Origin of the sequence: Pseudomonas sp. GOM6, from assembly GCF_029537485.1 — a bacterium.
GTDB lineage: Bacteria > Pseudomonadota > Gammaproteobacteria > Pseudomonadales > Pseudomonadaceae > Aquipseudomonas.
This window is the reverse complement of the sequence record NZ_JARPUS010000007.1, coordinates 169504-182579: the sequence shown is the minus strand read 5'-3', so window position 1 is coordinate 182579 and position 13076 is coordinate 169504. Positions and strand designations below refer to the sequence as shown.

The window sequence follows — 13076 nt, the reverse complement described above, 5'->3', positions numbered from 1 at the left end:
AAATACAGCCTGGCCATGCCCGTTATCGACCACCCTCTGATTGACCGCTACCTAGATGCCCTGTGGCTGGAGAAAGGCCTTTCGGTACATACCCGGGCGTCTTATCGCAGCGACCTTGGTCTGTTCAACGAGTGGCTGCAGGCGCGTGACCTGTCGCTGGAGAACGCCGGGCGGGAGATCATTCTCGATCACCTGGCCTGGCGCCTGCAGCAGGGCTACAAGTCGCGCTCGACTGCACGCCTGCTCTCCGGCTTGCGGGGTTTCTATCGTTATCTGCTGCGCGAGGGCTTGATCGCCGAAGACCCTACTTTACAGGTCGAGCTGCCGCAGATCGGTCGGCCCTTGCCTAAATCCCTGTCGGAAGCGGATGTCGAGGCGTTGCTGGCAGCCCCGGATCTGGACGACCCGATTGGTATGCGTGATCGCGCCATGCTGGAGGTGCTGTATGCCTGTGGCCTGCGGGTGACCGAGTTGGTGTCGCTGACTCTGGAGCAGGTCAATCTGCGTCAAGGGGTGCTGCGGGTGTTCGGCAAGGGCAGCAAGGAGCGCCTGGTGCCGTTGGGGGAGGAGGCGATCTTGTGGATCGAACGCTACCAACAGGAGGCTCGAGGGCTGCTGCTGGGCGGGCGTCCCAGCGATGTATTGTTCCCCAGCCTGCGCGGCGAGCAGATGACCCGGCAGACCTTCTGGCACCGCATCAAGCACCAGGCGTTGGTCGCGGGCATCAACAAGCCGCTGTCGCCGCATACCCTGCGCCATGCCTTCGCCACTCATCTGCTCAATCACGGTGCCGATTTGCGCGTGGTGCAGATGCTGCTGGGGCACAGCGACCTGTCCACCACGCAGATCTACACCCACATCGCCCGTGCCCGCCTGCAGGAACTTCACGCCCAGCACCACCCGAGGGGGTGAGCCCGCTTGCGACGCACTGCGTCGCAAAGGGCGAACGCCTGGCCATGGATGGCCAGGCCGGGGCTCGGTGGCGGTACATGGTCGCGACAGGGATGTCGACACCAGGGTTGCGTACCGCGCGCGTCGCAAAGGGCGAACGCCTGGCCATGGCTGAGTCAGGTGCGGGCTCCATGCTGTGTCGAATCAACAGCCCATCTCCCCAGCATGGCCGCCTGGCGCATGCCGTCGGCTCTAGCCAGAGGCTGTGGTAGGCTTGCGCCACTGTTCATAGGAGTGCTCCATGTCCCTTTCCCGTGTTTTGGGCGGTGCCGTTCTCAGTCTCGCCGCTTCTGTTGCTCTCGCTGCCGATCCAGATCAGGCCATTCGCGCCACCCTGACCAAGCTGCAACCCGATATGCCGATCGAGGCCATTGCCGAGAGCCCGATGAACGGCCTGTTCCAGGTACACCTACAGGGCGGGCGTATGCTTTACGCCAGTGCTGATGGCCAGTTCCTCGTGCAGGGCAACCTGTACCAGATCAAGGATGGCAATGCTGTCAATCTGACCCGTCAGTCCGAGAGCAAGGGTATCGCCAAGGCGATTAACGACGTGCCCGCCAGCGAAATGGTGGTGTTCTCGCCCAAGGAACCGGCCAAGGCGCACATCACCGTGTTCACCGACACCGATTGCGGTTACTGCCAGAAGCTGCACAGTGAGGTGCCGGAGCTCAACCGCCGCGGCATCGAAGTGCGCTACATGGCCTTCCCGCGTCAGGGTGTGGGCAGTCATGGCTACAACACCATGGTCAGCGTCTGGTGCGCAAGGGACCGCCAGGCTGCCATGGACAAGGCCAAGTCCCGCGAGGAATTGCCGGCCGCCAGCTGCGACAACCCGGTCACCAAACAGTACGAACTGGGCCAGATGATTGGCGTCAACGGTACTCCTGCCATCGTTCTGGGCAACGGCGAGCTGATTCCGGGCTACCAGCCCGCGCCGCAACTGGCCGAAATTGCCCTCAAGGCCAAGTGATTCGGCCTTCGCGCCGATTGACCTGGGGTACTGGCGCTTCGTAAAGTGCGGCTCTTTTGTGCGGCCGGGGTTCGCCCCGGCCGTTTCGTGTAGGCAGATGGGGAAAACAACGTGAAACCGGTGAAAGTGGGGATCTGTGGGCTGGGCACCGTCGGTGGCGGTACCTTGAATGTACTCAAACGCAACGCCGAGGAGATTACTCGTCGCGCCGGCCGCGGTATTGAGGTCGCCCAGATTGCCATTCGTTCGCCCAAGCCCCAGTACGACACGACCGGCATCGCACTGACCAACGACGTGTTCGAGGTGGTCAACAACCCCGAGATCGACGTGGTGGTCGAGCTGATCGGCGGTTACACCCTGGCCCATGAGTTGGTGCTCAAGGCCATCGACAACGGCAAGCACGTGGTCACCGCGAACAAGGCGCTGATCGCCGTGCACGGTAACGAGATATTCGCCAAGGCACGCGAGAAGGGCGTCATGGTGGCCTTCGAGGCCGCGGTGGCCGGCGGCATCCCGGTGATCAAGGCGATCCGCGAGGGCCTGGCCGGCAACCGCATCAACTGGCTGGCCGGCATCATCAACGGCACCGGCAACTTCATCCTCACCGAAATGCGCGAGAAGGGCCGCGACTTCGCCGATGTACTGGCCGAAGCCCAGGCGCTGGGCTACGCCGAGGCGGATCCGACCTTCGACGTCGAGGGTATCGACGCCGCGCACAAGCTGACCATCCTCGCTTCCATCGCCTTCGGCATCCCGCTGCAGTTCGACAAGGCCTACACCGAAGGCATCACCCAGCTGACCACCGCCGACGTGAATTACGCCGAAGCGCTGGGCTACCGTATCAAGCACCTCGGCGTGGCCCGCCGCACCGAGGCTGGCATCGAGCTGCGCGTGCACCCGACCCTGATCCCGGCCGACCGTCTGATCGCCAACGTCAACGGCGTGATGAACGCGGTGATGGTCAACGGTGATGCGTCCGGCTCCACTCTTTATTACGGTGCCGGTGCCGGCATGGACGCCACCGCGTCCGCCGTGGTTGCCGACCTGGTCGACGTGGTGCGCGCGCTGACCAGCGACCCGACCAACCGTGTGCCGCACCTGGCCTTCCAGCCGGACTCGCTGAGCGATCACCCGATCCTGCCAATCAGCCAGGGCGAGAGTGCCTACTACCTGCGCATCCAGGCCAAGGATCATCCGGGCGTGCTGGCCCAGGTGGCGAGTATCCTCTCCGAGCGCGGTATCAACATCGAATCGATCATGCAGAAAGAGGCCGAAGAGCACGACGGTCTGGTACCGATGATCCTGGTCACCCACCGGGTCATCGAGTCGCGCATCGACGACGCCATCGCCGCCCTCGAAGGGCTGGCCGATGTGGTCGGCAAAGTCGTGCGTATCCGCGTCGAGCAACTGGTCTGAGGTAGGAAAGTCATGCGTTATATCAGCACCCGCGGCCAGGCTCCGGCCCTCAATTTCGAAGACGTCCTGCTCGCCGGCCTGGCCAGCGACGGCGGCCTCTACGTTCCGGAAAACCTGCCGCGCTTCACCCAGGAAGAAATCGCTTCCTGGGCCGGCCTGCCGTACCACGAGCTGGCCTTCCGGGTGATGCGCCCGTTCGTCGCCGGCAGCATCGCCGATGCCGATTTCAAGAAGATTCTCGAAGAGACCTACGGCGTGTTCGCCCACAACGCCGTGGCACCGCTGCGCCAGCTCAACGGCAACGAGTGGGTCATGGAGCTGTTCCACGGCCCGACCCTGGCGTTCAAGGACTTCGCCCTGCAGCTGCTCGGTCGCCTGCTCGACCATGTGCTGTCCAAGCGCGGCGAGCGTGTGGTGATCATGGGCGCCACCTCCGGCGACACCGGTTCGGCCGCCATCGAAGGCTGCAAGGCCTGCGAGCACGTCGACATCTTCATCATGCACCCGCACAACCGCGTGTCCGAGGTGCAACGCCGGCAGATGACCACCATCCTCGGTGAAAACATCCACAACATCGCCATCGAAGGCAACTTCGACGACTGCCAGGAGATGGTCAAGGCTAGCTTCGCCGACCAGGGTTTCCTCAAGGGCACCCGGCTGGTCGCGGTCAACTCGATCAACTGGGCGCGGATCATGGCCCAGATCGTCTACTACTTCCACGCGGCCCTGCAGCTGGGCGGCCCGGCACGTTCCGTGGCCTTCTCGGTACCGACTGGCAACTTCGGCGACATCTTCGCCGGCTATCTGGCGCGCAACATGGGCCTGCCGATTAGCCAGCTGATCGTCGCCACCAACCGCAACGACATCCTGCACCGCTTCATGAGCGGCAATCAGTATGTGAAGGACGAGCTGCACCCGACCCTGTCGCCGTCCATGGACATCATGGTGTCGTCCAACTTCGAGCGCCTGTTGTTCGACCTGCACGGCCGCAATGGCGCTGCCATCGCCGGGCTGATGGACACCTTCAAGCAGGGCGGCGGCTTTAGCGTCGAGGAAGATCGCTGGACCGAGGCGCGCAAGCTGTTCGACTCGCTGGCGGTAAACGATGAGCAGACCTGCGAGACCATCGCCCAGGTGTACGCCGAGTGTGGTGAGCTGCTCGACCCGCACACCGCCATCGGCGTGCGTGCGGCGCGCGAGTGCCGCCGCAGCCTGGCCATCCCCATGGTGACCCTGGGCACCGCCCATCCGGTCAAGTTCCCGGAGGCGGTGGAGAAGGCTGGCATCGACGCGGTGCCGGCGCTGCCGCCGCACTTGGTCGACCTGTTCCAGCGCGAGGAGCGCTGCACCGTGCTGGCCAACGACCTGCAGACCGTGCAGCAGTTCGTCGCCAGCCACGGCAATCGTGGCAAGCCGCTGTAAGCCGGATGTCGCGATGAAAAGCCCCGCCCAGTGCGGGGCTTTTTTATGCACGTAGTAGCCAGCTGTTACCCTGAGACAGGTGAGGCGGCGCAGACTGGCGCCACATTCACCCAGAAGAGGTCATAGCCATGACGGCCAAGAAGATTCTGATGCTGGTCGGCGATTACGCCGAAGATTACGAAACCATGGTGCCGTTCCAGGCCCTGCAGATGGTCGGCCACAGCGTGCACGCGGTGTGCCCCGGCAAGACCGCCGGACAGACGGTGCGCACCGCCATCCACGATTTCGAAGGCGACCAGACCTACAGCGAGAAGCCGGGGCACAACTTCGCGCTCAATTTCGACTTCACCAAGGTGCGTGCCGAAGATTACGACGCGCTGGTGATCCCCGGTGGCCGTGCGCCCGAATACCTGCGGCTGAATGCCGAGGTGATCGCCTTGGTGCAGGCTTTTGCCAAGGCGAACAAACCGATTGCCGCCGTCTGCCACGGCGCCCAGCTGCTGGCCGCTGCAGATGTGCTCAAGGGCCGCTCCTGCAGCGCCTACCCGGCCTGTGCGCCGGAAGTGCGCCTGGCCGGTGGCGAGTTCGTGGAAGTGCCGATGGACGGCGTGCACGTCGACGGTAACCTGGTCACCGCTCCGGCCTGGCCAGCGCATCCAGCCTGGCTGGCGGCGTTCCTGAAAATGCTGGGCTGAGTAGGAGAGCAGGGTATGTGCGAGCTGTATGTAAAGGCCGATCCGATCCTCTACGAGTCGCGCTCGCGCTCCCTGCGCATTCGCGGGGTGGTCACCACCCTGCGCCTGGAGAACCAGTTCTGGGACATCCTGCGTGAGATCGCTGAGGTCGATGGCATGACCACCAACCAGCTGATTACCAAGCTGTACGACGAGGTCATGGAGTACCGCGGCGAGGTGGTCAACTTCGCTTCCTTCCTGCGGGTCAGCTGCACCCGCTACCTGGCGCAGCGGCCGCAGCGCGGCGCCGAGGTGCTCAGCCTGGTTCAGAGCCGCTGAAGCGACGGGCTGCAATATTCAGAAGCACAGCGCGCGGGCCCGGCGTCAACCTCGCTGGCTAGAATCGGTCACAGCATGGAGTGACCTATTCACCAGAGGAATGTGCAATGAATACGCGTGGACTGCTCGATCAACTGCTCAAATCCGGCCAGGACCTGCTGCAACAGAAGCAAGGCGGCTCGGCATCTTCCCCTGGCCTGGGCGGGCTACTGGGGGGCGTCACTGGCGGCAAGGGCGGTGGCGATCTTTCCAGCCTGCTCAAGGGGGCTGGTGGTGGCGCCTTGGCGGCGGGCGCGCTGGGCTTGCTGCTGGGCAACAAGAGTGCGCGCAAGCTGGGCGGCAAAGCGCTGACCTACGGCGGCCTGGCCGCGCTCGGGGTGATTGCCTACAAGGCCTATGGCAACTGGCAAGCGCAGCAGGGCGTCGCGCAAGCGAAGATCGAGCCGCAGACGGTCGACCGCCTGCCGGCACCGCAGGCCGAGCTGCACAGCCAGGCCATTCTCAAGGCGATGGTGGCGGCGGCCAAGGCCGATGGCCATGTGGATGCCAAGGAACGTCAGCTGATCGAGGAGCAGATCGGCGCACTGGCCAACGATCCCGAGCTGCTGCGCTGGCTTGATGCCGAGCTGAACAAGCCGCTCGACCCGGCCGATGTGGCGCGTGCCGCCAGCACGCCGGAAATGGCCGCCGAGATGTATATCGCCAGCGTGCTGATGGTCGATGAAGAGCACTTCATGGAGCGCGCCTACCTGGAGGAACTGGCTCGTCAGCTCAAGCTGGAGCCTGGCCTCAAGGCCGAGCTGGAGGCACAGGTACGCCGCGAACTGGCCTAACCCAAGGTAGGGTTTCGCAGGGCTGCGACTGCGGGTAGGCTCGCTGAGCATAACCACAAGAACCGCCCTGCGAGGACTGCATGCCAGAGACCGCGGAGAGTTATGACTACCTGATCGTCGGCGCCGGGCCGGCCGGCTGCCTGTTGGCCAACCGGCTGTCCGCCGACCCTGCCAACCGCGTGCTGCTGCTGGAAGCCGGCGGCCCGGACAACTACCCCTGGATTCATATTCCGGTGGGCTACCTGTACTGCATCGGCAACCCGCGTACCGACTGGTGTTTCGACACCGAGGCGGTGCCTGGCCTGCACGGGCGCAGCCTGAAATATCCGCGGGGGCGGGTGCTGGGCGGCAGTTCGTCGATCAACGGCATGATTTACATGCGGGGCCAGGCCGGCGACTACGATGGCTGGGCGGCGGCCGGCAACCCGGGGTGGGGCTGGCACGACCTGCTGCCACTGTTCAAGCAGATGGAGAACCACTACGCCGGTGGTAGTGTCCTGCATGGTGCAGGCGGAGAGTGGCGGGTCGAACGCCAGCGTTTGTCGTGGTCGATTCTCGATGCTTTTCGCGAGGCCGCGGCGCAGAGCGGTATTGCCAGCGTGGATGACTTCAATGGTGGCGACAATGCGGGTTGTGGCTACTTCCAGGTCAACCAGCAGCGCGGTGTGCGCTGGAACGCGTCCAAGGCCTTTCTGCGGCCGGTACAGGGGCGGGCCAATCTCACCGTGCTGAGTGGCGTCGAAGTGCAGCGCCTGCTGCTTGAAAACGGCCGCGCCAGCGGCGTGGAGGGGGACTGGCAGGGCGTGCGCCGCGAGTGGCGTGCGCGCCGCGAGGTGATTCTCTGCGCCGGCTCGATCGGCTCACCGACCCTGCTGCAACGCTCGGGCATCGGCCCGCGCGAGTTGCTCGAACGCCTGGGCATCGGCGTGCGCCATGAACTGCCGGGTGTCGGTGGCAATCTGCAGGATCATCTGCAATTGCGGCTGATCTACCGTATCAGCGGAGCGCCGACCCTCAATCACATCGCCAACAGCTGGTGGGGCAAGCTGGGCATGGGCCTGGAGTATCTGCTGCGGCGCAGCGGGCCGCTGTCGATGGCGCCGAGTCAGCTGGGTGCCTTCGCCAAGTCCGCCCCCGGCCAGGCCACGGCCAACCTGCAGTACCACGTGCAGCCGCTATCGCTGGAGCGTTTCGGTGAGCCGCTGCACCGTTTCCCGGCTTTTACCGCGTCGGTCTGCGATCTGCGTCCGCACAGCCGTGGCAGCGTGGCCATCCGCTCGGCGGATGCCCGCGACAAGCCGCTGATCCAACCCAATTACCTGAGTGACCCGCGTGATCTCAAGGTGGCCGCCGACGCCATTCGCCTGACCCGGCGCATCGTCGCCGCGCCGGCGCTGGCGCCTTACCGGCCGCAGGAGTACAAGCCGGGCCCGGATTACCAGAGTGAGGAAGACCTGCAACGCGCGGCGGGCGAGATTGGCACCACCATCTTCCACCCCGCCGGCACTTGCGCGATGGGTCAGGGGGCACAGGCCGTGGTCGACAGTCGCTTGCGGGTGCACGGTATGCCGGGCCTGCGCATCGCCGATGCGTCGATCATGCCCCGGCTGATCTCGGGCAATAGCTGCTCGCCGGTGCTGGTCATTGCGGAGAAGGCCGCGCAGATGATCCTGGCGGATGCCGAGCGTGCGCAGAGGGTGCAACCTGTCGCTGCGCCGGGCGTGCTGGCGAGTTAGGAGCCGAGGGCGTCAGGCAGTTCGCTGGTCTGAAACTCCGCGCGGTTCTTGCCAGCATGTTTGGCGCGGTACAGCGCCTGGTCAGCCAGTTCCAGCGCCTGGCTCAGGTCGGAATGATCCAGCGGCCAGAAGGCGCCACCAATGCTGCAGCCCACCTTGGCTTGTTGTTCGCCGAGTTCGACCGGCTCGGCCAGGGCCTGCAGGGTGCGTTCGGCAATCTGCCGGGCCTGCGGCAGGGCGTCTGCCCGCGAAACACGCAGGATCATGAGAAATTCGTCGCCACCCAGGCGCGCCACCAGGTCGCCGTCGCGCAGGCAACCACGCAGGCGCTGGGCCACTTCCTGCAGGAGCAGATCACCGGCCGCGTGGCCGAAGCGGTCGTTGACCGGCTTGAAACCGTCCAGATCAAGGTAGAGCAGGGCGAGGCAGGTACGCGTGGTACTGGCATCTTGCTGCATGCGTGGCAGGTATTTCTCTAGCGCGGCGCGGTTGGGCAGGCCGGTCAACGGGTCGCTGTGCGCGCGATCCTCCATGATATTCAGGGCCGTCTGCTGGTGGGTCAGACTCTCCACCAGCTGGCGGATCGACTGGCTGAGCCGGGCGATTTCGCTGGGGCTGTGCAGGTCGGGAATGGCTGTCACCTCGCCGGCACTGAGGCGGTCGGCCGCCTTGGCGATCTCGCGCAGAGGTCGGGTGAAGTAACCGGTCAGCAGCCAGCCGAGGAAGGCAAACAGCAGTGCCAGGACACTGCCCCAGAGCAGCACGTTACGGGTCAGCTCACGAGCGGGGGCGTAGGCCTCGGCCTGAGGCTGGCGGGCGACGACCGTCCAGCCCAGTCCGGCATAGTCCTGGTGGCCCTGGCTGCTGGCGAAACCTGTGAGGTAGCTCTGGCCGTCCGGCCACTGCTGCACTGCCCAGTAGTGAGAGTTCCCCTGGTTATCCTGCAGCGCTGGCAAGTCGAGTTTCTGGCCGATCATCGCTTTGGGACCGAGCAGGATGGTGTGATCCTGGCCCAGTACCAGAAATTCGACATTGCGCTGTTGCTGGATGGGTTCGAGCAGTGACTGTCGGACCTCATCGGCCCAGCCCCAGGACAGGTGCGAGGCCAGGACGCCACTCAGTTCGCCGGTCGGGCCATAAGTGGCCAGGCTGATATCGACGAACTTCATCGCCTCGCCGCTGGGGTTGGGCAGCAGTTTGGCCAGCAGCACGGCCTCATGCACATCGCCGATGAACAGGCCCTTGCGCCCTTCGAGGTAGACCGGGCGCTGGGCGATGCTGACCCCTTCGAGAATGCCGTTACTGGAGGCCAGCACCTTGCCCTGCGGGTCGGTGAAGCCGATCCAGGAAATGCTGGGGATTTTCTGTTGCAGACGGTCGAGCAGGCGGCGAATTTCGCCTCTGTCGCTCGGCTCGCGCAGGGCGCGCAGGCTGCCGAGTACCTGCAGGTAGTCGGCGCGGCTGGCCATGTCCCGGTCCAGGCGGTCGATCATCTGGAAGGAGGTTTCCGCCAGATCGCGGCCAATCTCGTCGCGAATGCGCTGGCTGGAGTCGTGGCCGATCAGGCTGCCGAGCAACCAGCTCAGGGCCGCCACCAACAGGGCGATGAGGATGGCGAAGCGGCTGCGGAGGCTGGTCGAGGTGCGCATGTGCGGCGACTCCGAATACGTTGCAGGAGGCGAATGAGGCGCACCTGTGAGCATAGCCCAAGCTGCGCGGGCACATTGCACACAAAGTGTATGCGGTCTGCAAACTGCATTCCGTATTTGCGCGACTGGTGAAGTGCTGAGCGGGTTGCCCCCTGACTTGCGGTGACTGCGAGGCCGCCGGCAGACCTAAGGCGGGCGAATGGCTGCTTTGGGGCGTGCCATGTCGGGCATGACCGTTGGGGCATCGGTCTGCAGCGGGATGCCAGGTACGTGCCTGCTGAGTTATACTCGTCGGCTTTTCAGAAACTCCGGCGCACCGTTCGCCGCCTGGCCTGGGCTGATGCCCGTTGGCAGGGGCGCGACTGTTCTGCGCCCACCTTGCCCGAGAGTGCTGCCCACCATGGAAATCAATCCGATCCTCAACAGCATCAAGGACCTGTCCGAGCGCACCCAGACTATTCGGGGGTATCTTTGACTACGATCAGAAGCATGATCGTCTGGTCGAAGTAAACCGCGAGCTGGAAGATGCCAGCGTCTGGAACAAGCCCGAGTACGCGCAGAGCCTGGGTCGCGAGCGCGCCATGCTGGCGCAGATCGTCGAGACCATCGACGACCTCACCGGCAGCCTGGCCGACTCGCGCGACCTGCTGGAAATGGCAGCCGAAGAGAATGACGAAGGCGCGGTGAACGACATCGTCGCCGAGGTCGAGCGCCTGCGCGAAATCCTCGAAAAACTGGAGTTCCGCCGCATGTTCAGCGGCGAGATGGACCCGAACAACTGCTACCTGGATATCCAGGCCGGCTCCGGCGGTACCGAAGCGCAGGACTGGGCCAACATCCTGCTGCGCATGTACCTGCGCTGGGCCGACAAGCGCGGTTTCGACGCCACCATCATCGAGCTGTCCGAAGGTGAAGTGGCCGGCATCAAGGGCGCCACCGTGCACATCAAGGGCGAGTACGCCTTCGGCTGGCTGCGCACCGAGATCGGTGTACACCGCCTGGTGCGCAAGAGCCCGTTCGACTCCGGCGCGCGCCGCCACACCTCGTTCTCGGCGGTGTTCGTATCCCCCGAGATCGATGACAAGGTCGAGATCGAGATCAATCCGTCCGACCTGCGCATCGACACCTACCGCTCCTCCGGTGCCGGTGGTCAGCACGTCAACACCACCGATTCGGCGGTGCGTATCACCCACGTGCCGACCAACACCGTAGTGGCCTGTCAGAACGAGCGCTCGCAGCACGCCAACAAGGACACCGCCATGAAAATGCTGCGGGCCAAGTTGTACGAGTTGGAGATGATGAAGCGCACGGCCGCCTCCCAGGCGCTGGAAGACTCCAAGTCCGACATCGGCTGGGGCCACCAGATCCGCTCCTACGTGCTCGACGACTCGCGCATCAAGGATCTGCGTACCGGCGTCGAGCGTAGCGACTGCCAGAAGGTGCTCGACGGCGACCTCGATCAGTACCTCGAAGCCAGCCTGAAACAGGGCCTGTGATCCGCACCCGCAGGGGCCTGCGCCCCTGCTCGTAACCCATTTGATTTAGACGCCAGGCAGATAGACGACCATGAGCGAGCAACTCGACCAAGCTGAACTGCAACAGGAAGAAAACAAGCTGATCGCCCAGCGCAAGGAAAAACTTGCCGCCGTGCGCGAGGCCAAGGCCATCGCCTTTCCCAATGACTTCCGCCGCGAAAACTACTTCGCCGACCTGCAGAAACAGTACGAAAGCGCGACCAAGGAAGAGCTGGAAGCAGCGGCCATTCCGGTCAAGGTCGCCGGTCGCATCATGCTCAATCGCGGCTCGTTCATGGTGCTGCAGGACAGCAGCGGCCGCCTGCAGGTGTATGTAAACCGCAAGACCCTGCCGGAAGAGACCCTGGCCGAGATCAAGACCTGGGACCTGGGCGACATCATCGGCGCCGAGGGCACCCTGGCCCGTTCCGGCAAGGGCGACCTGTACGTCGAGATGACCAGCGTGCGCCTGCTGACCAAATCGCTGCGTCCTCTTCCGGACAAGCACCACGGCCTGACCGACACCGAGCAGCGCTACCGCCAGCGCTACGTCGACCTGATCGTCAACGAGGAAACCCGCCACACCTTCCGCGTGCGCTCGCAGGTGATTGCCCATATCCGCCGTTTCCTCAGCGAACGTGGCTTCCTCGAAGTGGAAACCCCGATGCTGCAGACCATTCCCGGTGGCGCGGCGGCCAAGCCGTTCGAAACCCACCACAACGCCCTGGACATGGCCATGTTCCTGCGTATCGCGCCGGAGCTGTATCTCAAGCGCCTGGTGGTCGGTGGCTTCGAGAAGGTCTTCGAGATCAACCGCAACTTCCGTAACGAAGGCGTATCGACCCGGCACAACCCCGAGTTCACCATGCTCGAGTTCTACCAGGCCTACGCCGATTACGAAGACAACATGGACCTGACCGAGGAGCTGTTCCGCGAGCTGGCCCAGGCCGTGCTGGGCAGCACCGACGTGCCTTACGGCGACAAGGTCTTCCACTTCGGCGAGCCGTTCGTGCGCCTGTCGGTGTACGACTCGATCCTCAAGTACAACCCGGACATCACCGCCGACGACCTGAACGACGTCGAGAAGGCCCGTGCCATCGCCAAGAAGGCTGGCGCCAAGGTGCTCGGTCACGAAGGTCTGGGCAAGCTGCAGGTGATGATTTTCGAGGAGCTGGTGGAGAGCAAGCTGGAGCAGCCGCACTTCATCACCGAGTATCCGTTCGAGGTCTCGCCGCTGGCGCGTCGTAACGACCAGAACCCCAACGTCACCGACCGTTTCGAGCTGTTCATCGGTGGCCGCGAGATCGCCAACGCCTACTCCGAGCTGAACGACGCCGAAGACCAGGCCGAGCGCTTCCTCGCTCAGGTCGCTGAGAAGGACGCCGGTGACGACGAGGCTATGCACTACGACGCCGACTTCGTCAACGCGCTGGAATACGGCATGCCGCCGACCGCCGGCGAAGGCATCGGTATCGACCGCCTGGTGATGCTGCTGACCAACTCGCCGTCGATCCGTGATGTGATTCTGTTCCCGCACATGCGTCCACAGGCCTGATTGCCTGGATGCCGATG

The 13076-nt window shown here is 64.3% G+C and carries 11 protein-coding genes; 10 read left to right on the top strand and 1 reads right to left on the bottom strand.

Annotation, left to right across the window (positions count from 1 at the left end; all coding sequences use genetic code 11):
• Window positions 1–15: 15 nt before the first annotated feature.
• From xerD to P7A97_RS10710, 8 genes are all read left to right on the top strand, one after another.
• Window positions 16–912, top strand: a complete 897-nt coding sequence (xerD, locus tag P7A97_RS10745) for a site-specific tyrosine recombinase XerD (RefSeq protein ID WP_277689935.1) — start codon at window positions 16–18, stop codon at window positions 910–912.
• A gap of 280 nt (window positions 913–1192) precedes the next feature.
• Window positions 1193–1921 carry a DsbC family protein gene (locus tag P7A97_RS10740; protein ID WP_277689933.1) on the top strand — a complete coding sequence of 243 codons (729 nt, stop codon included), beginning with the start codon at window positions 1193–1195 and terminating at the stop codon, window positions 1919–1921.
• A 111-nt stretch (window positions 1922–2032) separates the two neighbouring features.
• Complete coding sequence (locus P7A97_RS10735; protein WP_277689931.1) at window positions 2033–3337, top strand: homoserine dehydrogenase; 1305 nt, start codon at window positions 2033–2035, stop codon at window positions 3335–3337.
• 12 nt (window positions 3338–3349) lie between these two features.
• Window positions 3350–4759, top strand: a complete 1410-nt coding sequence (gene thrC, locus P7A97_RS10730; protein ID WP_277689930.1) for a threonine synthase — start codon at window positions 3350–3352, stop codon at window positions 4757–4759.
• 128 nt (window positions 4760–4887) lie between these two features.
• Window positions 4888–5454, top strand: coding sequence for a DJ-1/PfpI family protein (locus tag P7A97_RS10725; protein WP_277689929.1), 567 nt, complete (start codon window positions 4888–4890; stop codon window positions 5452–5454).
• A 15-nt stretch (window positions 5455–5469) separates the two neighbouring features.
• Complete coding sequence (locus P7A97_RS10720; RefSeq protein ID WP_277689928.1) at window positions 5470–5772, top strand: ribbon-helix-helix domain-containing protein; 303 nt, start codon at window positions 5470–5472, stop codon at window positions 5770–5772.
• Between the two features lie 107 nt (window positions 5773–5879).
• Window positions 5880–6605 (top strand): tellurite resistance TerB family protein, encoded by a 726-nt coding sequence (locus P7A97_RS10715; RefSeq protein ID WP_277689927.1) that lies wholly within the window; start codon window positions 5880–5882, stop codon window positions 6603–6605.
• Between the two features lie 80 nt (window positions 6606–6685).
• Entirely contained in the window at window positions 6686–8341 is a 1656-nt protein-coding gene (locus P7A97_RS10710) for a GMC family oxidoreductase N-terminal domain-containing protein (RefSeq protein ID WP_277689926.1), read from the top strand.
• Here the strand turns inward: P7A97_RS10710 and P7A97_RS10705 are convergent.
• The gene (locus tag P7A97_RS10705; RefSeq protein ID WP_277689925.1) at window positions 8338–9990 is read right to left on the bottom strand and encodes a GGDEF domain-containing protein; all 1653 of its coding nucleotides are present in this window, start codon (window positions 9988–9990) and stop codon (window positions 8338–8340) included. The two genes, P7A97_RS10710 and P7A97_RS10705, sit on opposite strands and share 4 nt — an antisense overlap.
• Before the next feature lie 400 nt (window positions 9991–10390).
• Between P7A97_RS10705 and prfB the strand changes: the two genes are divergently transcribed.
• Window positions 10391–11486, top strand: a protein-coding gene (gene prfB / locus P7A97_RS10700) for a peptide chain release factor 2 (RefSeq protein ID WP_277689924.1) whose coding sequence is annotated in 2 segments (ribosomal slippage) — window positions 10391–10462 and window positions 10464–11486 — 1095 coding nt in all. Because the reading frame shifts where the segments join, the coding sequence is not laid out codon by codon here.
• Between the two features lie 70 nt (window positions 11487–11556).
• Window positions 11557–13059, top strand: coding sequence for a lysine--tRNA ligase (gene lysS / locus P7A97_RS10695; protein ID WP_277689923.1), 1503 nt, complete (start codon window positions 11557–11559; stop codon window positions 13057–13059).
• Window positions 13060–13076 lie beyond the last annotated feature (17 nt).

Bases quoted from the DNA above. Each gene is read 5' to 3' on its own strand.
- xerD (WP_277689935.1), top strand. From the start codon at position 16: ATGCCCGTTATCGACCACCCTCTGATTGACCGCTACCTAGATGCCCTG.
- P7A97_RS10740 (WP_277689933.1), top strand. From the start codon at position 1,193: ATGTCCCTTTCCCGTGTTTTGGGCGGTGCCGTTCTCAGTCTCGCCGCT.
- thrC (WP_277689930.1), top strand. From the start codon at position 3,350: ATGCGTTATATCAGCACCCGCGGCCAGGCTCCGGCCCTCAATTTCGAA.
- P7A97_RS10725 (WP_277689929.1), top strand. From the start codon at position 4,888: ATGACGGCCAAGAAGATTCTGATGCTGGTCGGCGATTACGCCGAAGAT.
- P7A97_RS10720 (WP_277689928.1), top strand. From the start codon at position 5,470: ATGTGCGAGCTGTATGTAAAGGCCGATCCGATCCTCTACGAGTCGCGC.
- P7A97_RS10715 (WP_277689927.1), top strand. From the start codon at position 5,880: ATGAATACGCGTGGACTGCTCGATCAACTGCTCAAATCCGGCCAGGAC.
- P7A97_RS10710 (WP_277689926.1), top strand. From the start codon at position 6,686: ATGCCAGAGACCGCGGAGAGTTATGACTACCTGATCGTCGGCGCCGGG.
- P7A97_RS10705 (WP_277689925.1), bottom strand. From the start codon at position 9,990: ATGCGCACCTCGACCAGCCTCCGCAGCCGCTTCGCCATCCTCATCGCC.
- lysS (WP_277689923.1), top strand. From the start codon at position 11,557: ATGAGCGAGCAACTCGACCAAGCTGAACTGCAACAGGAAGAAAACAAG.